Origin of the sequence: Vulcanococcus sp. DEBay_Sum29NL08_54 (assembly GCF_017859255.1) — a bacterium.
Lineage (GTDB): Bacteria > Cyanobacteriota > Cyanobacteriia > PCC-6307 > Cyanobiaceae > Vulcanococcus.
In genome coordinates, this window is the sequence record NZ_JAFMNJ010000008.1 from 60,545 (window position 1) to 80,815 (window position 20,271).

At 65.6% G+C, this 20,271-nt stretch carries 17 protein-coding genes and 1 tRNA gene; 7 read left to right on the plus strand and 11 right to left on the minus strand.

Going from position 1 to position 20,271, the window contains the following annotated elements:
- Nucleotide 1: 1 nt before the first annotated feature.
- The 4 genes from QZ186_RS04695 to QZ186_RS04710 all read right to left on the minus strand — a co-directional run bounded on the left by QZ186_RS04695 (nt 2) and on the right by QZ186_RS04710 (nt 5,540).
- A complete protein-coding gene (locus QZ186_RS04695; protein WP_296416027.1) occupies nt 2–1,375 on the minus strand; it encodes a cobyrinate a,c-diamide synthase in 1,374 nt (457 codons plus the stop codon).
- Nucleotides 1,376–1,383: 8 nt separating this feature from the next.
- Nucleotides 1,384–2,688 (minus strand): glucose-6-phosphate dehydrogenase assembly protein OpcA, encoded by a 1,305-nt coding sequence (locus QZ186_RS04700; RefSeq protein WP_010317889.1) that lies wholly within the window; start codon nt 2,686–2,688, stop codon nt 1,384–1,386.
- A 37-nt stretch (nt 2,689–2,725) separates the two neighbouring features.
- Nucleotides 2,726–4,249 (minus strand): glucose-6-phosphate dehydrogenase, encoded by a 1,524-nt coding sequence (gene zwf / locus QZ186_RS04705; RefSeq protein WP_247479126.1) that lies wholly within the window; start codon nt 4,247–4,249, stop codon nt 2,726–2,728.
- A gap of 115 nt (nt 4,250–4,364) precedes the next feature.
- Nucleotides 4,365–5,540, minus strand: coding sequence for a phycobilisome linker polypeptide (locus tag QZ186_RS04710; protein ID WP_010317887.1), 1,176 nt, complete (start codon nt 5,538–5,540; stop codon nt 4,365–4,367).
- Nucleotides 5,541–5,783: 243 nt separating this feature from the next.
- Here QZ186_RS04710 and QZ186_RS04715 point away from each other — a divergent pair, with 243 nt between their 5' ends.
- Complete coding sequence (locus tag QZ186_RS04715; protein ID WP_247479729.1) at nt 5,784–6,254, plus strand: SRPBCC family protein; 471 nt, start codon at nt 5,784–5,786, stop codon at nt 6,252–6,254.
- 52 nt (nt 6,255–6,306) lie between these two features.
- Here QZ186_RS04715 and QZ186_RS04720 read toward each other — a convergent pair.
- A tRNA-Glu gene (locus tag QZ186_RS04720) sits at nt 6,307–6,379 on the minus strand.
- A gap of 123 nt (nt 6,380–6,502) precedes the next feature.
- Nucleotides 6,503–7,633 (minus strand): histidine kinase, encoded by a 1,131-nt coding sequence (locus QZ186_RS04725; RefSeq protein WP_296416039.1) that lies wholly within the window; start codon nt 7,631–7,633, stop codon nt 6,503–6,505.
- A 370-nt stretch (nt 7,634–8,003) separates the two neighbouring features.
- Here QZ186_RS04725 and QZ186_RS04730 point away from each other — a divergent pair, with 370 nt between their 5' ends.
- From QZ186_RS04730 to pepN, 3 genes are all read left to right on the plus strand, one after another.
- A complete protein-coding gene (locus QZ186_RS04730; RefSeq protein WP_363159473.1) occupies nt 8,004–8,414 on the plus strand; it encodes a hypothetical protein in 411 nt (136 codons plus the stop codon).
- Nucleotides 8,415–8,465: 51 nt separating this feature from the next.
- Nucleotides 8,466–8,879, plus strand: coding sequence for a cAMP phosphodiesterase (locus QZ186_RS04735; RefSeq protein ID WP_247479124.1), 414 nt, complete (start codon nt 8,466–8,468; stop codon nt 8,877–8,879).
- 477 nt (nt 8,880–9,356) lie between these two features.
- On the plus strand, nt 9,357–12,053 hold the full coding sequence (gene pepN / locus QZ186_RS04740; RefSeq protein ID WP_296416028.1) for an aminopeptidase N: 2,697 nt from the start codon (nt 9,357–9,359) through the stop codon (nt 12,051–12,053).
- Here the strand turns inward: pepN and QZ186_RS04745 are convergent.
- Together QZ186_RS04745 and QZ186_RS04750 are read right to left on the minus strand one after the other, a co-directional pair.
- The gene (locus QZ186_RS04745) at nt 12,050–13,183 is read right to left on the minus strand and encodes a family 10 glycosylhydrolase (RefSeq protein ID WP_296416029.1); all 1,134 of its coding nucleotides are present in this window, start codon (nt 13,181–13,183) and stop codon (nt 12,050–12,052) included. The two genes, pepN and QZ186_RS04745, sit on opposite strands and share 4 nt — an antisense overlap.
- Nucleotides 13,180–14,175: a ribose-phosphate pyrophosphokinase gene (locus QZ186_RS04750; RefSeq protein ID WP_010317880.1), complete on the minus strand. Its 996-nt coding sequence runs from the start codon at nt 14,173–14,175 to the stop codon at nt 13,180–13,182. Before QZ186_RS04750 ends, QZ186_RS04745 begins: the two co-directional genes overlap by 4 nt.
- Nucleotides 14,176–14,255: 80 nt before the next feature.
- On the opposite strand from QZ186_RS04750, the gene QZ186_RS04755 reads away from it, so the two are divergent.
- Nucleotides 14,256–14,792, plus strand: coding sequence for a hypothetical protein (locus QZ186_RS04755; protein WP_296416030.1), 537 nt, complete (start codon nt 14,256–14,258; stop codon nt 14,790–14,792).
- Here the strand turns inward: QZ186_RS04755 and QZ186_RS04760 are convergent.
- Complete coding sequence (locus QZ186_RS04760; protein ID WP_296416031.1) at nt 14,731–15,669, minus strand: LCP family protein; 939 nt, start codon at nt 15,667–15,669, stop codon at nt 14,731–14,733. The genes QZ186_RS04755 and QZ186_RS04760 overlap by 62 nt on opposite strands.
- Nucleotides 15,670–15,774: 105 nt before the next feature.
- On the opposite strand from QZ186_RS04760, the gene QZ186_RS04765 reads away from it, so the two are divergent.
- Nucleotides 15,775–16,992 (plus strand): Coenzyme F420 hydrogenase/dehydrogenase, beta subunit C-terminal domain, encoded by a 1,218-nt coding sequence (locus tag QZ186_RS04765; RefSeq protein ID WP_296416032.1) that lies wholly within the window; start codon nt 15,775–15,777, stop codon nt 16,990–16,992.
- Complete coding sequence (gene malQ / locus QZ186_RS04770) at nt 16,989–18,467, plus strand: 4-alpha-glucanotransferase (RefSeq protein ID WP_296416033.1); 1,479 nt, start codon at nt 16,989–16,991, stop codon at nt 18,465–18,467. Before QZ186_RS04765 ends, malQ begins: the two co-directional genes overlap by 4 nt.
- Here the strand turns inward: malQ and QZ186_RS04775 are convergent.
- Together QZ186_RS04775 and QZ186_RS04780 are read right to left on the minus strand one after the other, a co-directional pair.
- The gene (locus tag QZ186_RS04775; RefSeq protein ID WP_296416034.1) at nt 18,449–19,348 is read right to left on the minus strand and encodes a helix-turn-helix domain-containing protein; all 900 of its coding nucleotides are present in this window, start codon (nt 19,346–19,348) and stop codon (nt 18,449–18,451) included. The two genes, malQ and QZ186_RS04775, sit on opposite strands and share 19 nt — an antisense overlap.
- A 17-nt stretch (nt 19,349–19,365) precedes the next feature.
- Nucleotides 19,366–20,073 carry a pseudouridine synthase gene (locus QZ186_RS04780; RefSeq protein WP_010317874.1) on the minus strand — a complete coding sequence of 236 codons (708 nt, stop codon included), beginning with the start codon at nt 20,071–20,073 and terminating at the stop codon, nt 19,366–19,368.
- Nucleotides 20,074–20,271 lie beyond the last annotated feature (198 nt).

Sequence of the window (20,271 nt, forward strand, 5' to 3'; positions counted from 1 at the left end):
GTTAATCAGGGACCAGTGGTGAGACCTGGCGGGCGGCGGCGGCAAAGCGCTGCGGGATCGCCGGGCAGCCCCCCCAATGCAGGTGTAGCCAGCTGGCATGGAGCTGGCCATCGCCCCAGCCTTCTCGGCGGGCCGGACTTCCCCAGCCCTCCAGCTGCCAAAGGCTTGATTCCTCGACATTCTCAGCGTCGAGCTGCCAGCGGTGAAACTCGTGCCCCCAGAGCGTCTCGCCTTGGCGCAGCACCAGTCCATCGCCCAGCGGGGAGGCTTGGCGATAGCCCAGGCTCAAGCTCCCGCGCCGCGCCTGAAAGGGCAGCAGATCCGCCATGGGATGCAGGACGCCCTGTTGGTCCTCCAGGCCGCGCCCGAGCAGCAGCAACCCACCGCATTCGGCGTAGATCGGGAGCCCCATGGCCCGCGCCTGCCGTAGGGCGCTGAGGCTGCGTTGGCTCGCACTCAAGCTGCCTGCATGCAGTTCCGGATAGCCCCCCGGCAGGATCACGCCACGGCAATCCGAAGGGAGGGGTTCATCCGCTAACGGCGACCAGGCCTCGACGGTTAATCCGTTCTGCTCCAGCAGCTCGATTGCTTCGGGGTAGCGGAAGTGAAAGGCGGCATCGCTGGCCAGGGCCACCTTGATCGGTGCCTCTGAAGGCCATCCCCCGGGTGGGGCTGGCGGTGGCGCGGGTTCGGCGGGGGGCGGCGCGCTTAGCAGCGGCCAGAGCTGCTCGAGGTCGAGATGCTCCTGGGCCAGTTCCGCCCAGGCCTCCAGTCGCGTCTGTACATCCTCCAGTTCATGGGCGGGCAGCAGACCCAGGTGCCTCGAGGGCAATTCCAGGCTGGTGTGCCGGGGCAGGGCCCCAAGCACCGGCATGGCGATCGAGGCCAGGGCCTCCCGCAGCAGGGCTTCGTGGCGGGCACTGCCCACCCCGTTGAGCACCACCCCGGCGATGCTCAGCTGCGGGTCATGGTCCCGGAAGCCCCGCACCAGGGCGGCGAGGGAGCCGGCCTGCCGGCTGGCCTCCACCACCAGGACCACCGGGAGCTGCAACAGCGCAGCCACGTGGGCGGAACTCCCCTCGGCGGAGGGACCCTTGCCATCGAAGAGGCCCATCACCCCCTCCACCAGGCAGAGATCCCCTTGACTGCCGTGGCGCTGGAAGCTCTGCCGTAGCCAGTCTTCGCCGCAGAGCAGGGCGTCGAGGTTCCGGCAGGCCCGGCCACTGGCCAGGGACAACAGCTGGGGGTCCAGGTAGTCCGGCCCCACCTTGAAGGTCTGCAGGCTGAGGCCGCGGCGACGCGCCAGGGCGGCGAGGGCGAGGCTGACCAGGGTCTTGCCGCTGCCGCTGGCAGGAGCGGCAATCAGGCAGGGCATGGTGCGTCCTAACTGGGCAGCAGCTTGGCAGCCAGGGCGACGGCTGCGGCCATCAGGGGGTTGGTGCTGTCATGTCCTCCCCCCAGCAGGCGGGCCATTTCCATCTCCTCGCTTTCGTTGGGCAGGGGCACGACCTCCTCGGCCAGTTCCATCGAGGCGACGCCACCGGCCTCCAGACGCATGCAGCCTCCTGATTCCGAGCAGAGGATCACGCAGAGGGGCGAGCGGTTCGGCGGGGCGCAGATCAGGCGCAGGCCGACCAGGGCCCCGGGATGGACCTTGCTCATGCCGACTGGGACGGGCATCAGGCGGAACTGAACGCTTTGGCCATCGGAGCGCTGAAATTCAGCCCCGATCCCTCGCTCCGCTGGGCTGGAACCATCGATCCAGAAGCTGCTCACCAGGTGCCAGCCGAGCCGATCGGCAATCCAGGCGGCCAGCAGCAGTCCTTTGACCGGATGCTGCCCTTCGACATCGATATCCAGTTGAACCACCTGATCGAGGGCGCTCTGGCGGCTCGGGGGGTCAAAGACCATCGCCAGCGATTCCCGCCAGGTCCGCAGCCGCAGCCAGTTGAGGTCGTTGACGGCCTGGCCGAGGGCAATGCGCTGGGCCAGTAGATCGAGGCAGCGCCTGGGCTCGCCGATGGAGCTGTCCACCACCAAACGGCGCGGCACGGTTGCCAACCCTTCGAGGAGCTCGGGTGATTCATCCATGCTCCCGTTCCACCAGACCCAGCAGGGCAGGTCTGAGGGGATCAGCTCCTGGAGCATCGACAAGCCATGGGACATCGCTCCCATGCCACCCCGCAGGACCACCACATCACCGCAGGCATCGCTCGTGGTGCCGCGCTCTTCCGGCAGGGGGCAGTAGGCCGCCACCATCGACTGCAACTGCTGATCCGCCGCCAGGGTGGGGGCCAGGGTGATCAGGCGCCGGGGTTGGTGGGCGCTGATGGCACGGTCAACGAATTGCCCGCGTAGATCCTCGGCGCTGTGTTGCCCGGGCTCTTGCCCGAGGGCCCAGGCCACCTGGGGCGCGGTGGGAGCCGTGCCGGTGGGAAGACCCAGCTCGCTGCTCGCCCGTCGTGCGGCCTCCAGCAGTTGATCGTTGAGCAGCCCGCTCAAGGGACCATCCGCACGGCCGGTTCGAATCAGCTGCTGCTGCAGCCAGGAGGGCTCCCACACCACCAGGGTGAAGGTGGAGGCGCCGCTGGAGTCCTTGAGATGGTCACTCCAGAGCCGGTTGAGATAGTCCGGGACCTCCTGGGGAGCCATCTCGATGGGGGCCTGGAGGGTGAGTTGGGGAGCCATGGCAAGTGCTGAAGAACAGAACGTCGAAAAGCAGGAATTACGGGCGTCGCCACATCAGGCCGTCCTCGGCCAGGAGGGAATCGGAGGCGGCGGGACCCCAGGTCCGGGCTTCGTAGGGGTAGACCGGCAGGCGGGCTGGGGCGTCCTCAATCAGTTCCAGCAAGGGGGTGTAGAGCCTCCAGGCGGCCTCCACCTCATCACTGCGGGTGAAGAGGGTGGGATCGCCGAGCATCGCGTCGGCCAGAAGGCGGACATAGCCCTCATCGGAGGGCTCACCGAAGCTCTCCTCGTAGCTGAAGTGCATGTCCACCGGTCGGCTGCGCATGCCCGAGCCGGGTGCTTTGACGTCAAAGACAAAGCCAGCGCCTTCATCCGGTTGGATCCGCAGCACCAGTTGGTTGGCGGTCGGGGTGCCACCCGCCGCATCAAAGAGCTGCACGGGAGCCTTGCGGAAGGTCAGCACAACTTCTGAGAGGCGTTTGGGTAGACGTTTGCCCGTACGCAGGTAGAAGGGCACCCCTTGCCAGCGCCAGTTGTCGATGAACAGCTTCATCGCCACATAGGTTTCGGTGGTGCTGTCGGGATTCACCCCCGGTTCCTCCCGGTAGCCCGCTAGGGGACTGGCCGGACTGCCGCCGCGGCTGTATTGCCCGCGCACGCAGCATTTCCAGGGCTCGTCTTCATTGGCGAGCCGGGCCGCCTGCAGCACCTTGGCTTTCTCGTTGCGAATGGCCTCCGGGTCGAAGTGCCCGGGCGCTTCCATTGCGGTGAGGGCCAGCATTTGGGTGAGGTGGTTCTGCACCATGTCCCGCAGGGCACCACTGGTTTCGTAGTACCCGGCCCGCTCTTCCACGCCGACGGTTTCCGCCGCTGTGATCTGGACGCTGGAGATGTAATTCCGGTTCCAGATCGGCTCAAAGATGGCGTTGGCGAAGCGCAACACCAGGATGTTCTGGACGGTCTCTTTGCCCAGGTAGTGGTCGATTCGGAAGATCTGGGATTCCTTGCCGCAGCTTTGGACGATGCGGTTCAGGGTTTGGGCGCTGCTGTAGTCCGTGCCAAAGGGTTTCTCGATCACCACCCGGCTTCGGCCGGGATCCTGGAGGAGACCGGCGTTGGCCAGGGCCCGGCAACCACTGCCGTAGTAGGCCGGTGACACCGAGAGATAGAAGGTTCGGTTGCCGCGGGTGGCCTTGAGCCGATCGAGGGCCTCGAGTCGCGTCCCCAATTTGACGACGTCTTCGTCCTTCTGCAGGTCCACCGGCTCGTAGAAGAGGCAGCCGCTGAATTGCTCCCAGGCGCTCTGGTGCTGTTGGATTTCGCTGGCCATCGCCTCGGCCATGCGCCCGCGGAAGTCCTCATCACTCCAGGGCCTGCGGGCGCAGCCCAGGATGGCGAACTCCGTTGGTAATCGGCGTTGGCGGAACAGCTCGAACAGCGCCGGGATCAACTTGCGATGGGTGAGGTCACCGCTCGCGCCAAAGATCACCAGGCACTGGGGTGAGATGACACGCTCTTGTCGAAGGCCTACCCGCAGAGGGTTGGTTTGCTGGGCCGGCATGGGCGATGCGCGCGTCCCCCAGGTTTAACGGCGTTGACTGGGGGACGCATCCGGACGTCACAAAAAAAGCCCGCCGAGGCGGGCTTTTGAGCAAAGGCTGACCTGAGGCGTTGGCTCAGTAGGTCTCGACGTGCCAGCGCTCGGCTTTCTTGAGCTTGGGACGCAGTTCGGACCAATCCAGACCCTTGGCCGCAGCGGCCGTGGTCATGGCTTCGTCGATGCCGGGCTCCATGCCGCGCAGACCGCACATGTAGACGTGGGTCTTGGGGTCTTCGATCATCGCGAAGATCTCATCGGCGTTCTCGCTGACGCGGTCCTGGATGTACATCCGGCCGCCGTTGGCGTTCTTCTGCTCGCGGCTGATGGCCTTGGTGTAGCGGAAGTTCTCGGGGAACTCACGCTCGTAGCGGTTGAAATCGTCGTCGTAGAGCAGGTTGGCGGTGGTGGGTGCACCCATGAACAACCACGCCTTGCCGCGGAAGTTCCAACCGTTCTTCTCGCGCTCGGCGGGCTCAAACATCCGGCGCAGGTAGGTGCGCATCGGCGCGATGCCGGTGCCGGTGGCCAGCATGATGATGTTGGCCTCCTCGTCTTCAGGCAGGAGCATTTCCTTGCCCACCGGACCGGTGATCTTCACCTTGGCGCCGGGCTCGATGTCGCAGAGGAAGGTGGAGCAGACACCGTTGATGGTTTCGCCATCCTTCTCGTACTGCAGCTGACGCACGCAGAGGGAGACGGTGTCATCAGCCAGGTCGTCGCCGTGGCGGGTGCTGGCGATCGAATACAGACGCAGTTTGTGGGGCTTGCCGTTGGCGTCCTCGCCATCGGGAATGATGCCGATGGACTGACCTTCGACGTAATGCAGCTGGGGATCACCACCTTTGAGGTCGAAGGTGATGTGGTTCACGCGACCGATCGCACCTTCGCCCAGCAGGCTGTAGTTCTCGGTAACGGTGCCCAGGAAAGGGGTCTTGGGCTTGTAGAGATTGACCGGAACGGCAGCGTGTGACACAGAAGCAGCTTTTTTAGCGGGGGCTTTTTTGGCGGCAGCGGCGGGAGCCGGCTTGGCCGCGGGCGCGGGGGCAGGTGCAGCAGGCGCCTCAGAGGAGGGGGTGACCGAAACGATCGTCCCACCGATCTGACTGATGGATTGCATCAGTGCCTGCAGGCGAGAGAAGGGAACGCTGATCGTCCGCTCGGCATTGCGGGGGTGGGCACTGCCATACCCCTGCACAACCACAGTGAACATGCGGGAGTCGCTGCGGCTGGATGTAGCGGTCGAAACACGCATGAATCTCTTCTGCCCTATGGACGCGCGCGATCATAGGTAATCCGCAGAGCTTCAAGCGCCAGAGGCCTCTCTCCGTTGCATTCCGGAGCGGGCTAGGTTGACGCTTCTTGAGCTTGAGCCCCCCCGGCGCATTCCTTGACACAGTTGTCGGTGCCACCGGATTCGACCTCTGCGCTGAGTGAACCGCTGAATGCAGCGTCCTCAGGCCAGGGTGCCTGCTCGCTTGACACCATCCAGCAGGAGATGGAGCGCTTGCCAGGCGGCACCCGCCGGCTTGCGGTTCAGCTTCGCCTGGCCATTGATCCGACCTGGATCTGGGCGGTCCTGACGGATTACGACCAGCTGAGCCGCTTCATCCCCAATCTCCAGACCTCACGCTTGCTCTGGCGGCGTGGTTCCGTCGTTGGCCTGGAGCAGGAGGGGGCCCAGCGCTTTATGGGGATGCAGTTCAAGGCCAGGGTGCAGCTCGAGCTCACGGAGCATCCCGAGGCTCGGCAGCTGACCTTCACGATGTTGAAGGGGGATTTTCGCCGCTTTGATGGGGTTTGGACTATTGGTTTCGACGGAGAGACCACAACCCTGCTCTACGAATTAACGGTTCAGGGCTGCGTCGGGATGCCGATCGGGCTGATTGAACAGCGCCTGCAGGAAGATCTGGCCGCCAACTTGCGTGCTGTGCAGGCCGAGGCTCAGCGCCGAGAAGCGCTGGTCTGATCCGCTGAGCGGTTGACACAAAAAAAGCGGCCGAAGCCGCTTGTCTTTGAGATACCCCCAAGGGGATTCGAACCCCTGTCGCCTCCGTGAAAGGGAGGTGTCCTAGGCCTCTAGACGATGGGGGCTAGGACTCGGATGACAAAGGAATTCAGATTCCCTTGCAGCGCTTGGCGTTTGACCGCTGCGTCCGATGGAAAGAAATTACGGGTCGGAGGGTCCCTTCGTCAATCAAGGTCATGACCTGCAACTCAACTGGCCCCTTGGCCGTCCCAGACGGGCACCGTGAAGTAGAAGCAGGCACCCTCATCCGGCTCGGAAACCACCCAGATCCGCCCCCCGTGCACTTCCGTGATGCGCCGGCAGACCGAGAGGCCGACCCCAAAGCCTGAGGTGGTGGATGAGGTCTGGGGGAGGCGTACCCGATCCTGAAAAATCCGCTCCTGCTCATCGACAGGAATCCCCGGGCCGGAATCGCAGACGCTGACCTCGATCCACTGGCTGGTGCGGTGAAAGATGGACATGCGCACCTGCCCGGCGTCGGGCGTGTACTTGAAGGCGTTCTCCAGCAGGTTGAGGAACACCTGTCGCATGCGTCGCTGGTCCGCATAGACATCGGGAAGGTCGCTTGGGATATCGGTGATCAGCTCGAGGCCTCGGCCCACCCAGCGCTTCTCCAGCTCAAGAATGGCCTCCGCGGCGAGGGGGCCCAGGGCGATGCGCTGGGGGTTGAACAGGGCTTCCCAGCGGGTGGTTCCCACCTCCAGCAGATCTTTCGACAACTGCTCGATGTCGTCGAGGCGCCGATCGAGCACATCGCGGAAGCGGGTTTGATCGATTTGCCCGAGGTTCAGGCTTTGCAGCGCCAGCTTGGAGGCCGTGAGGGGGGTTCTCAATTCGTGGGCGACCATTCGCAGCAGACGCTCCTGGCCGCGTAGGCGTTCGATCAGCGTTTCGTTTTCTTGGCGCAGCACCAGGACCTGGTCTTCCAGTTGCAGTTCCCGCTGCGTTCGGCTGCCATCGCTCTCCGCGGGCCGGAGGCTCATGCCCAGTCCGCTCACGACCTCCAGCTGCTGCCAGCGCGGCAACCAGTTGCGCAGCTGTTGCAGCAGCATGTTGCCCGCAAAGACCTGCTTGGGAGCGGGCTCGAGCTTGATCAGTGCTGGGGTGGCCACCAGCCGGTGGAGCTCCAACAGTTCCGGACGTTGCGCAGGGTCCGCCAGCTCCAGGCCGACTTCGAAGCCAAAGTCTTCCCGTTCCAAAAACGCCACCAGGCTTCGCACATCGGCGCTGGCCCGGTGGTGGGTGCCGGCTACCAGCAACAACTTCAGACGGCGGCGTTGCGGGGAGTCATCGTCATCGGGTTCTGCCCAGCCATCCACGCTGCCTTGGATGGGCGCCTCAAGGCCTTCCGTGCCATCGCTACGGATCAAATCGTTGCCAGCGGGGATCGGATCCCCAACAGGGTGCACCGGAGGATGAAACCTGGAGAAATTGTTGTTTCACCCTATGGGGGTTTTTCAAGACCTGCAGGCCTCGCTATGACGACTGTGATGAGTCGTTGTTCGCTTAGTCCCAGTGGTCCATCATCGGGAGCTATCGACGCGAGTCCATCCGGTCTCGTGGGCGCCTTCTGCTCCAGGAAGGCGCCCTATCCAATTCGATAACACCCTGCGGCGTTGGTTCAACCGAAACCTGGGGCTATGGCGCTCGCGCCGCCAATACTTTTTCCCGGACGATGAAGTCCTGCGGGTGGACATGTTCCTCAGGGTTCAGACCTTTGAGGATCAGGTCGAATCGGAACCCCGTTATCGCTTCACCTGGTGGCCAGAGAAGGAATACGACTTTTTTGAGCTCAAGCCCCGTTATGTCCGGGAGGGAACGATGGACGCGACCCTCTGCGGCCATCAGCTGCGCCGCAGTCGGGGGTATCTCTGCGGCTCCCCCACCAAAAGTCAGATCCGCCAGGCGGATGAGCATGAGGTGGTCTTTGAGTCGCACTACCAGGAGTGGGACATCCTTGAGCACATCCGTCTGGTGAACCAAGACCAGTTCCGGGCGCGTTCGATTTATTCCTGGCGTGACGGCAACTTGGAGCTGGTGGAAACCCACCACGAAATTCGGGTTGAGGAGGCTGGTCCTCCGTTGCGCAGCGACGACTAGTGCCCCTCGGTGCGGCGTGCATCAGGATTAGAGCCAATTGCTGCTGTTCGCGTGCGCCTGTCTCGGATTCACCTGGGCCTCGTCCTCCTGCCCGTGGTGCTCTGGATCGCACCACTGCCGGTCCAGGCGGCTCCGGCTACGGAGGCAGAGATGAACCTCTACACCCGCATTGCGGCACTCAATGTCTGCATCGCCCGGGCTGCAGATACGGACTTTGATAAGGCCGTGGCGATTGCTGGTGAGACGATCGCCCAGGTGATTCAAGGGGGGCATCAGTCCCAGATCGCTCAGGTGGGCAACAAACCCCTCTCGATCGAAGAGCTGCGCCGCGGTTCGATTAATTCGGCGGTCTTGGGTGCCGTTGAGGTCTGCCCCAACGAGGTCCCAGCCGATGTGAAGGCCAAGGTTGAGGAAGCGGTCAAAGGCCGCGCTGCACAACCCCAGAAGCCGGCCAAGAAGCCCTGAGTCGCATTTAGTCGTCCTTCAGGGGGCGTTCAGTCAGAGATCACCGCAGCGCCGGAGCTTGTCTGAAGAGGTCCCCTTTGGACTGATTCGATGACCTCTCGTTCTCCGTTGACGCTGCTGCTGATCTGCGCAGCGCTGTCCCCCGTGTTGAGCCTGCTGCCTGCTCCAGCGTTCGCCCATGGCGAGCGCTGGCACAGGCAGCATCACCATCAGGTTTGGAGGCCGGTCCGGAGGCCTCGACAGGAAACAACCTGGCGTGAGCGCCAAACCAGAGCCCTTCCGGTCGCTCAGGCCCCGGCGGTCTCCTGCAACACCGGTCGGCTTTTGGGTGGATTAACCGGTGGGGCGGCGGCCTATGCCCTCTCCCGCCAGGATGGTCGGGCATGGGCGATTCCCCTCGGTGCTCTGCTCGGCTCCCAGATGGGCTGCAGCGTGGCGACGGGGCGGGGTCCCGTTCCTTGGTGATTCTTCCCCCGCATGGCCACCGTTCGCCTCGCTGACTACCGCCCGGCTCCGTTCACGATCGAGCACACCGAGCTGCTGTTCCAGCTCCATGCCGACCATGCCGTCGTCGAGGCGGAGTTCCAGCTGGTTCCCGCAGGAGCTGCAGCGGATGCGGCTCCCTGGGAGTTCTTGGGGGAACAACTCGAGCTGCTCTCGATTGAGCTTGACGGCCAGCCCCTGGCGCCAGAGGCCTATCGCCTGGAGAGCAGCAAGTTGGTGTTGCTCAAGCCACCGACAGAGGCCTGCCGGCTGCGAACGCGGGTCAGAATTCAGCCCCAGACCAACACCAGCCTGGAGGGGCTGTACGTCAGCGGTGGCCTCTTCACCACCCAATGCGAGGCCGAGGGCTTTCGGCGGATCACCTTCCACCCGGATCGCCCGGATCTGCTCAGCCGCTTTCGGGTGCGCATCGAAGCGGACCTGGCCAGCTGCCCGGTGCTGCTCTCGAACGGCAACTGCCTGGAGACCGGTTCACTCCCAGGGGAACCCGGCCGTCACTACGCCGTCTGGGATGACCCCTTCCCCAAGCCCTCCTATTTGTTCGCCCTGGTGGCGGGTGCCCTGGAGGAGGTGCGCGATCAATTCGTGACCTGCAGCGGCCGAACGGTTCAACTGCGGATTCACGTCGAGCCTGGAGATGCGGGCTTCACGGCCCACGCGATGGCGTCGCTGAAGCGCTCGATGGCCTGGGATGAGCGTCGCTACGGCTTGGAATATGACCTCGACGAGTTCAATCTCGTTGCGGTGCGCCACTTCAACATGGGCGCGATGGAGAACAAGAGTCTCAATATCTTCAATTCCAAGTTGGTCCTAGCGGACGCGGAGACCGCCACCGACGGCGAGTTGGAGCGCATCGAAAGCGTCATTGGCCACGAGTACTTCCACAACTGGACGGGGAACCGCATCACCTGCCGGGACTGGTTCCAGCTCTCGCTGAAGGAGGGCCTGACGGTCTTCCGCGATGCCAGCTTCACGGCGGACCTGCATTCACCCGAGGTCAAGCGCATTGAAGACGTGGCGCTGCTGCGCAACACCCAGTTCCGCGAGGACGCCGGTCCGACGGCCCATCCGATCCAGCCGGATCACTACCAGGCCATCGACAACTTCTACACAACGACGATCTACGAGAAGGGCGCAGAAGTCATCCGCGTTCTGCACACCCTGCTGGGGGAGGAGACGTTCATGCGTGGCATGGCTCTCTATGTGAGCCGTCATGACGGCACCGCCGCCACCTGCCAGGACTTTGTACAGGCCATGGAGGATGCCGCCAAGACGGCTGGCGACCTGCCCCGGTTTGATTTTCAGCAGTTCAGGCGTTGGTACAGCCAGGCCGGAACACCCCAGCTGCAGATCGAGCGCCACTGGGATGGCGATGCCGGCACCCTGCAGCTCACGATTCGCCAGTCCACCCCCGCCACTCCGGGCCAACCCCAGAAGGAACCTGTGGTGATTCCCCTGGTGCTGGGCCTGGTGGGCCAGGGCGGTGATCCGCTGCCGCTCCAGTTGCCGGGTGAGCACGCCCAGGACGTGGCCGCCGCGCAATTGCCTGCTGCCTGGGGCAGCGCCAGCCGCTTGTTTGTGATCGATCGCGAAGAGCAGTCGCTGCTGTTTGTCGGGCTCGAGGCCCACTCACACCCCCCGGCGGTGTCGCTGCCCCGCGGCTTCTCAGCCCCGGTTCGCATCGCGATGGAGCGCCCCACCAACGAGTTACTCCACCTGCTGGCCTGCGACAGCGAGTCCTTCTCCCGCTGGGATGCCGGCCAGGTGTTGTTGCGTCAGGCCCTGCTGGAGCGGGCGGCCGGTTCGATCAACGATGAGCTGGAAGAAGGCCTGGTGGCCGCCTTTGAGCGAATCCTGCTGGAGGGAGACCTGGGCGATTCCTACCGCAGTGCCTTGATGGCCTTCCCTGGCCTGCCGGAGCTGGAGGATGCGGCCCTGGCTCAACAGGGCCAGGTGGATCCGCCGGCGTTGTTTGAGGCGGCCTTGGCCCTGCGCACCCGCTTCGGTGAGGAGCTCAAGGATCCCCTGGAGGCGGTCTTGGCCTCCTGCCGCAACCAATGGCAAAAGAGCTGGCCGGAGGGTGTGGGCGACCGGGACCTCACCGCCACCGTCTGGAGTTGGCGGGTCGCCGCTGGGGATGCGGCCATCCGCGCCGAGGCCGCCGAGGCGGTTTCGGGACCCTCGATGACCCTCGCCCGCGCTGGCCTGCGGGCCCTGCAGTCCATTGAGAGTCCGGAGCGCAGCGCGGCACTCCAGGCCTTCCACGACCGCTGGCAGGACAAGCCCGTGATCCTCGATGCCTGGTTTGGCCTGGAGGCCGCCACCCCCTTTGGCGATGGGGTGGCCCGGGTGCAGCAGTTGCTGGAACACCCGCGCTTCGACCCGGCGGCACCGAATTCCCTGCGGGCGGTCCTGGGCGGTTTTGCCGGCAACGTCAGCCAGTTCCACCGGGCCGATGGCCGCGGCTATCGCTTCATGGCCGAGCAGATTGCGGCCGTCGATCAACGCAATCCGATTACCGCCTCGCGGATGGCCAAGGTCTTCAGCCGCTGGCAGAGCTATGGCCCAGAGCGCTCAGAGCGCATGCGTGAAGCGCTGCAGCAGTTGTCCGAGGCGCCGCTCTCCTCCAATAGCCGCGAGGTGGTGGATCAGTGCCTGCAGCCGGCCTAGGGCAGGGACTGGTGGAGCCGCTTCAGCCCTTCGCGCCGTAGCGCTCCGCCCTCGGGGCCGGCGTGGGCTCCCCACAGCCCCTCCCAATAGAAGTAGATGACGCCGTGGCCGCGGGCGATGGCCAATTTCACCCGTTCGCTCAGGTCGGGGAACTCCGTCGTGCGTCCGCCAAAGCCCGCAAGGATGCCGATCTCCACCGGGATGCCCCAACTGCTGGCCTTGGTCAGGGCGGGCTGCTGCAGATCCTTCTCAAACCCCCTGAGGGAATAGGCGTAGTTCTGCACCACCAGCTCATCGATCAGGCCCCCCAGGGCCCAGATCTCCCAGTCCTGGAGCCAATGGTTGTAGGCAAAGCGGAAGGGTCCGGGGGAGAGGCTGACGTAGGGGCTCCCCAGGCCGCTGTCTTTCAGGGTGCGGCGCAGCTCCCGCAGCAGCCCCGTGAGTTGACGCCGTCTCCAGTTCATCCAGGCCCGATCGGTGTGCAGCTCGGGCGGTTCTTGCCCGGTCTCCTGGCGGTAGAGCGCTCGGGTGTAGGGGTCGTAGCCCAGCTCGACCGGCCAGGCGAAGTGGTCATCGAGCTGAATGCCATCGACCTTGCAGCGCTGGACGATCTCGCCGATCAGCCCCAGGAACCGTTCCTTGACCCCGGGGTGGGCCGGGTTGAGCCAGACCATCTCCTTGCCATGCATCGAGACCGTGCTGATGCCGGAGCTGTTCTGCAACACCCACTCCGGGTTTTGCCGCACGACCGCGGCATCCGCCGGCTCCATCAGGCCGTACTCAAACCAGGGGATCACCCGCAGGCCGCGCCGGTGGGCGGCTTCGGTGAAGCGGCAAATCGGATCGAGGTTGGGGTTGCTCTGCAGCAGGGCGGGCTCCATGGGCGCCCAGCGACTGCGGTGGAAGGTGGTGCCGCGGCTCCAGACGTTGGGGTAGAGGGTGTTGAAGCCAGCCACGCTGAGCTCCTCGACGGCCTCCTGAATCCGCTGTTTTGAGTAATACAGCGGGCTTGGGCTGTTGGTGAGCCAGACCCCAATCCGCCGGGGCTCTGGTTCTTTCGCCTCAGCGGCGAGGGAGGCCAACAGACCTGAGAGCACCAGGCTGACGGCAAGGGCCAGCCTGCGCTTCACCGGAACATCGAGCTAACGGAGCTCTCGTCGTGGATGCGCCAGATCGCCTCACCGAGCATGTTGGCCACTGAGAGCACCTGCAGCTGGGGGAAGCGGCGGTCTTCGCTCAGGGGGATGGAGTTGGTGACGATCACCTCCTCGAACAGGCCGGGCTCGGAGAGACGCTCCACAGCCGGTGGCGAGAAGACCGCATGGGTGGCGCAGGCCAGCACTTGGGTCGCTCCGTTCTGACGCAGCAGGCGCGCGCCGGCGCAGATCGTGCCGCCGGTGTCGATCATGTCGTCGATCACGATCGCGGTCTTGCCGGCCACATCGCCAATCACCGTCAGGCTCTCGGCCACGTTGTGGCCGGAGCGGCGCTTGTCGATGATCGCCAGGGGGGCGTCATTGAGCTGTTTAGCGAAGGCCCGGGCCCGGGCCACGCCACCGACGTCGGGGGAGACCACCACCACATCGCCCAGGTCGCGGCCGCGCAGATAGTCCACCAGCACCGGGGACCCGTAGATGTGGTCGCAGGGAATGTCGAAATAGCCCTGGATCTGGGCGGAGTGCAGATCCATCGCCAGCACCCGATCCACACCGGACTTGGCCAGCAGGTTGGCCACCAATTTGGCCGTAATCGACTCGCGGCCCGCGGTTTTGCGGTCAGCCCGGGCGTAGCCGTAGTAGGGGATCACAGCGGTGATCTGGCGGGCGGAGGCCCGTTTGCAGGCATCCACCATCACCAGCAGCTCCATCAGGTGATCGTTCACCGGAGCGCAGGTCGGTTGGATCAGGAAGACGTCGCAGCCTCGGATCGATTCCTGGATCTGGATGTAGAGCTCGCCATCGGCAAAGCGTTTGATCACCCGGGGGCCATCCGGGACCCCGAGGTAGGCACCGATCTCTCGAGCCAGGGCCTGGTTTGAGGTGCCGCTGAACAGCCGCAGGCGCTTGGTGTCATGGCCCATGCTTGCCTGATCGACCCGTTCTGCGGTCAGGAAACTGGTCACGGGGCCGCTGGCTGGACGGTAGAACCCTGATCGTAGAAGCCGCCCGGCACGCGGTCAGCACCCTGGAGCCCGATCCCTTCATGAATCGCTCGAACTCCAGCGCTGCCTCAGGGGTGTGTTTGGTGGCTCCAGGGGGGCGCATGGGCACCTCGGCCTCCGCCTTGGCGGACCTCACGGGATGGCGGCTGATGCCTGCGTGGCACAGCGATCCTCAAGCGTCCCTGCTGGCCCTCAGCGCAGAAGCCCCAGGCTGGCTCCAGCCCTTGGACATCGATCCCGCGCAGCCCCTGGGCGCCGTGGAGTGCTGGGCAGAACTCCTGGGGGCCTGGCGCCTGCCCACCTGCTTGCTCTGCAGTGAGGCGGACCGTGCCGCCGGCCTAGCCCGCAGCCACTGGGCGCTGCTGCGCCACTACCGGGTTCCCCTGGTCGGGATGATCCAGTGGGGCGGGGACTGGAGACCGGCGGAGCGCCGCGCCGAAGGCCTGCCCTGGTTGGGGCACCTGCCGTCCTCGCCGGCGGACCCAGAGGCCCTGGCGGAGTTGCGCCTGCGCCTGATTACGGCCAGCGCGGTTGCAGCCGCTGCTCCTCCAGCTCCCGCATCGATGCCTTCGCATTGAGGGCCGGCCGCAGGCTGAGGCTCTGGAACTGCACGGATTGCCCCGGCTGCAGGGCCACCGCCATCAGGCTCAGCACCTCCTGGGGTGTGAGGTTCGTGTCCACCTGGGGCCGCAGTTCGGCAATCAGCGAGGGCAGGCGCTTGAGCTGGGCGGCCTGACCCATCTGCCGCAGCAGTGTGGCGATGGCCTGCTCTTGGCGATCGCGCCGGCGCTCCTCACCATTGATCGGGTCCCGGAAGCGCAGGTACTGCTCCACCTGGGTGCCATTGAGCTGCTGCAGGCCCCCCTGCAGGGCGATGGTGAGCTTCTGGCTTTGATCCGTGTAGGCCATCGCCCGATCCGGCGCCAGCTCCAGCCGTCCCATCCCATCCACCAGCTCCCGCAGGGCCGTGCGGGGGATGACCACATAACGCTCGGGCGCTCCATCGGCCAGACCCAGCAGTTCCGCGCTGGCGCTGGCCACCAGGGCGGCCCCCCCGCGGCGGTAGAGGCTGCCGAGGGGCACCGGCGTGGCGTCACCGGGTAAGCGAACGGCCCCTTCGATCGGAAGGTTCATCACCTGAACTGGGCCGTTGGGATCGACATGCACCAGCAGCAGGGCATCGCTGTTGGCGGGGCCAGCCGGGGCGGCTCCGTTGGAAATGGCCCCCTGACGGTCGGCATCGGAGCCAATCAGCAGCACGTTCAGGGCCTGGCTCGGTTGTTCGGCGAGGGCCTCGGCGCTGGGAGGACCGTCTTCTTTGGCGGAGTGGTCCTGCAGGGGCCAGACCAGGCTCAGGGCACCCAGGCCCGCGACGATCCCCGCGCCGGCGGCCAGGAGGCGAATCGCGGCCCGTTGGCGAGCACTGCGCTGCGGGCGATTCCCAGCGGTGGCCATGGACGGGCGGCGTTGAAAGACGCACCACTTTGACGTAGGTCGCCTGGGGCTGACGCCGTTGTTGCGCTCACGCCAGATAGGTTGTGGCCTCGCCCGGCCAAGTCGTTGTCCCTCGCTGCTTCATCTCCAGGCTCCTCGCTGCCCCATGACAGGGCTCGGCCCCTGGCGAAAGGCAGCACCTATCCAGCCAAGGACCTCTGCAGCCAATGCGGTCTCTGCGACAGCCGCTGGGTGGCCTATGTCAAGGACAGCTGCGCCTTTTTGAACCAGCGCTTTGAGGCGATGGAGACCGCGGCCCATGGCCGCAGCCGCGACCTGGAGAACGAGGACGAGCTCTATTTCGGTGTGCAGCAGCGGATGCTGACCGCCCGTTTGCAGCAGCCCATCGCCGGTGCCCAGTGGACCGGAATCGCCAGCCGCATTGGAGTCCTGGCCCTCGAGAGCGGCCTGGTGGATGCCGTGCTCTGCGTGGGGCAAAGCGAGGACGATCGCTTCACTCCGGTGCCACGGCTGGCCCGCACCCCAGAGGAGGTGCTGAGTGCCCGGGTGAACAAGCCGACCCTCTCCCCCAACCTGGAGGTGCTGGAGCAGCTCCCCGGCAGTGGCATCCGCAAGCTGCTGGCCATCGGCGTGGGCTGCCAGATCCAGGCCCTGCGGGCGGTGGAGTCCACCCTGCCCCTCGATCAGCTCTATGTGCTGGGGCTTCCCTGCACTGACAACGTCTCGCGCGAGGGGCTTCAGACCTTCCTGGAGACCACGGTCAGCTCCCCGGAGACCGTGGTCCACTACGAGTTCATGCAGGACTTCCGGATCCACTTCCGCCACAGCGATGGCCGCGAGGAGACGGTTCCCTTCTTCGGGCTGGATACGCCCAAGCTCAAAAACGTCTTCGCGCCGAGCTGTCTGAGCTGCTTTGACTACACCAACGCCGGTGCGGACCTGGTGGTTGGCTACATGGGGGCGACGTTCGGCCGGCAATGGCTCACGGTGCGCAACCCCCGCGGTCAGCAGTTGCTGGACTTGGTGGAGGCGGAACTGGATGTGGCTCCGGTGACCAGTCGCGGTCAACGCCAGGCGGCCGTGCAGCAGGGCATTGAGGCCTACGACAAGGCGCTGAAGCTGCCGATTTGGCTGGCCAACATCATTGGCTGCTTCGTCGGGCGCTTTGGCCCCCAGGGCCTGGAGTACGGCCGCTTCTCGATTGATTCGCACTTCACCCGCAATGCCCTCTGGCTGCGGCGTAATCACCCCGAGAAGGTGGAGGCCCATATCCCCGCCTTTGCCCAGCGGATCATCAGCCGCTACAAGCTCCCCAACCCATGAGGCGCGCTGGGGTCCTGCTGCACGTCACGGCGCTGCCGGGCACACCGGCCTGCGGGACCTTTGGGGCCGCCGCCCACAAGTGGGTCGATGCCCTCGCCAGCCAGGGCATCCAGGCCTGGCAGGTGCTGCCCCTGGCCCCCACCGACGGCCTGGGCTCCCCCTACAGCGCCCCCAGCGCCTTCGCCCTGAACCCCTGGTGTCTGGATGCCGATGCCCTGGTGCAGGCCGGCCTGCTCCCGCAGCAGGATCTGAGCGCCATTCCCACTGGCGGGCAGCCCGGGCGACTGGACTTTGATCTCGCCAAGCGCCGCTCCGCAGCCCTGGCAGAGGCGCTGCTGCAGAACTACCCAAGCTGGGACGAGCCCACCCAGCAGGCCTTTGCGGCCTGGCGCGATCAGCAGCGCTATTGGCTCGTGGATCACTGCCGCTTTGTCGTGCTGCGCCAGCTCCACGGGGGCCAGCCCTGGTGGTCCTGGCCCGCTGCATTGGCCGGCCGCAAGCGATCGGCCCTGAAGGCCTTCGATCAGGAGCATGGTCCGTCCTTGCTGCGGGAGGCCTTGCTCCAGTGGCAGCTGCAGCAGCAGTGGCAGGGGGTGCTGGATCACGCCCGCCGCTGCGGGGTGCAGGTGATCGGTGACATCCCTTTTTATGTGGCCCATGACAGCGCCGATGTCTGGAGCCACCGCCGCCTGTTCTCGCTGGATCGCTCCGGACGCCTGCTGCAGCAGAGCGGTGTTCCGCCGGATTACTTCTCTGAGACCGGCCAGCTCTGGGGCACGCCGGTCTACCGCTGGCCCCTGCATCGCCTGAGCCGTTTCCGCTGGTGGCGGCGGCGTCTGCGGCGGCAGCTGCAGGTGGTTGATCTGCTGAGGATTGATCACTTCCGGGCCCTGGAGGCCGCCTGGATCGTTCCCGGTGGCGATGACACCGCGGAGCGGGGCGTGTGGAAGCGCACCCCAGGGGCCAGCCTGCTGCGCCTGTTGCCAGCTCCGCTGCCCTTGATTGCCGAGGACCTGGGGGTGATCACGCCCGAGGTGGAGGCCCTCCGCGATCGCTTCGCCCTGCCAGGGATGAAGATCCTGCAGTTCGCCTTCGACGGCAATCCAGGCAACCCCTATCTCCCCAGCAACATCGAGGGAGAGCGCTGGGTCGTCTACACCGGCACCCATGACAACGCCACCTGTATCGGTTGGTGGCAGCAGCTGAGCGCTGAGCAACGGGCCCAGGTGGAGGCCCTGACCGGCCCGGTTCATGCCCCGGGTTGGCAGCTGTTGGAGTTGGCCCTGGCCACCAGCGCCGGATGGGCCTTGGTGCCGCTGCAGGATCTGCTGCACCTGGGGGATGAGGCCCGCTTCAACACCCCGGGGACCACAGACGGCAATTGGCAATGGCGCCTGGGCCAGTCGATTGCTTCGCTGGAGGGTCCACTGCAGGGCTACGCCGAGTTGGCGCGGCGCTACGGGCGCGGCGGCTGAGGAGCCGGCACTTGAAACTGCTCTGGCTGTTTGGGCAGGGCCGCCAGGGGCTTGCCGTTCCAGATCACCTCGCCGGTTTTCGGGGCCGGTGAGACGGAGAGGCGCAGGGGCGGCTGCAGCTGCAGCACCAGCTGTCCCTTGCTGCCGCTCAGCTGGCTGCGTTGTCCGCCATCACTGCTGAGGTTGAGGGAACTGGCCTGACTGAGGTTCAGCTCCAGTACCCCGGGACCTTCGGGGGCCGGGAGTGGTTGGCGCAGGGCGCTTTGACCGCTGCCGCGCTGGGCGCGCTCGAGGGGGCGCAGATCGGGATAGGCCACCAGCAGGTTGTCTCCGGCTTGGACCGCCTTGGCCTGCTCGCTGGGTTTGAGGGCAGGGATCGGATTGAGGGTCAGCAGGTTGGCCGCGGCAAGTTGGCGCTGCTGCAGGTTCAGGCCGTAGATCAGCCCCAGGGTGACGGCCCCGTAGAGAACCGTGCCCTGCCAGCTGCTGAAGACATCGATCGAGCCCGGGGTGAAGCGCTGCAGACGATTGGCGTTGGCCGCGGCGTTCTCGCTCTCCGGTGGGAGTGCTGCGGCCAGGCTTCCGCCGGGCAGGTTGAGGTACTCCTCCAGCAGCGGCAGCATCGACTTGAGGTAGGCCCCCTCCGGCAGGCGATCGCGCCAACCCCGCTCCAGCGCCTCGAGCACGGGGGTGCTGATCTTGGTCTCCAGGGCCATTTGCCGCAGGTTCAGGCCTCGGGACTCCCGTTCGCTCTTGAGCCGCCGGCCAACCTCCAGCAAGGGGTCTTCCACCTCAGGGCTGTCAGGGCTGGCATCGCCGCCGCTGTTACCCCGGCCCATCAAGCGGGCCAGACCTGGGATGGACAGGGCGAACCGAGGCATTCCGGCCGATCAGCTTCTTAATCCCATTCTTGGTCGTTTATTCGTCTCCAGCGACCCTCTGGCAGTGCTCCGAGATGAATCGGGCCGATGGCGATGCGCTGCAGATCGAGGACGTGGTGGCCCAGAAGCTCTGCTGTGCGGCGGATCTGACGGTTTTTCCCTTCGCCCATGACCAGCTCCAGCAGGGTCCGGCCCTGTTCGCTGCTGAGGCTTCTGACCTGCACCGGTTGGGAGGGCAGGCCATCGAGGCTGACGCCGCGGGCCCATTGATCCAGCACCCGTTGGCTGGGTTGTCCCTGCACCCAGACCCGGTAGGTCTTGCTGTGGGCATAGCGCGGATGGGTCAGCTGGAGGGTGAGGGCCCCGTCGTTGCTGAGGAGTAGGGCGCCGCGGCTCTCAAAGTCCAGGCGCCCCACCGGGTGCAGTCCTTGGCCCCGGGCCAGCTCGGGCGGCAGCAGGTCGAGCACGATCGGCCGGCCTTCGGGGTCAAAGCAACTGCTGAGGACCCCGGCGGGTTTGTTCAGCAGCAGCACCATCGGTTCGGCGGAGGCGCCGAGGGGCTGGCCATCGAGGCTGATGGCATCGCTGTTGGGATCGGCCTTGTCCCCCAGCTGGGCCCGCTGGCCATTGACGGTGACGCGGCCGTCCCTGAGCAGCTCCTCAGCGCGGCGCCTGGAGCAGACCCCCGCCTGGGCAATCAGCTTTTGCAGTCGTTCGGCGGCCATCTCAGCGCTGTGCCCAAAAGCATTTTGCTCATCAGAAAAAAGTGATACGGTTCCGCAACAGCTTTACGAAACACCTGGGTTTCGTAATTCGTTTTCACTGATGCCTTCTGTTCCGATCCTTCGTGCTGACCGCGACACCGCGCTGGCCGGTGGAACGGACCTGGTGCGCTCGTATCTGCGGGATATCGGCCGTGTGCC

Coding starts and splice junctions, on each gene's coding strand:
- QZ186_RS04760 (WP_296416031.1), bottom strand. CDS start 15,669: ATGGCCACCGCTGGGAATCGCCCGCAGCGCAGTGCTCGCCAACGGGCC.
- QZ186_RS04710 (WP_010317887.1), bottom strand. CDS start 5,540: ATGCGTGTTTCGACCGCTACATCCAGCCGCAGCGACTCCCGCATGTTC.
- QZ186_RS04780 (WP_010317874.1), bottom strand. CDS start 20,073: ATGGCCGCCGAACGACTGCAAAAGCTGATTGCCCAGGCGGGGGTCTGC.
- QZ186_RS04695 (WP_296416027.1), bottom strand. CDS start 1,375: ATGCCCTGCCTGATTGCCGCTCCTGCCAGCGGCAGCGGCAAGACCCTG.
- zwf (WP_247479126.1), bottom strand. CDS start 4,249: ATGCCGGCCCAGCAAACCAACCCTCTGCGGGTAGGCCTTCGACAAGAG.
- pepN (WP_296416028.1), top strand. CDS start 9,357: ATGGCCACCGTTCGCCTCGCTGACTACCGCCCGGCTCCGTTCACGATC.
- QZ186_RS04775 (WP_296416034.1), bottom strand. CDS start 19,348: ATGCCTCGGTTCGCCCTGTCCATCCCAGGTCTGGCCCGCTTGATGGGC.
- QZ186_RS04715 (WP_247479729.1), top strand. CDS start 5,784: ATGGAGCGCTTGCCAGGCGGCACCCGCCGGCTTGCGGTTCAGCTTCGC.
- QZ186_RS04755 (WP_296416030.1), top strand. CDS start 14,256: ATGAATCGCTCGAACTCCAGCGCTGCCTCAGGGGTGTGTTTGGTGGCT.
- malQ (WP_296416033.1), top strand. CDS start 16,989: ATGAGGCGCGCTGGGGTCCTGCTGCACGTCACGGCGCTGCCGGGCACA.
- QZ186_RS04700 (WP_010317889.1), bottom strand. CDS start 2,688: ATGGCTCCCCAACTCACCCTCCAGGCCCCCATCGAGATGGCTCCCCAG.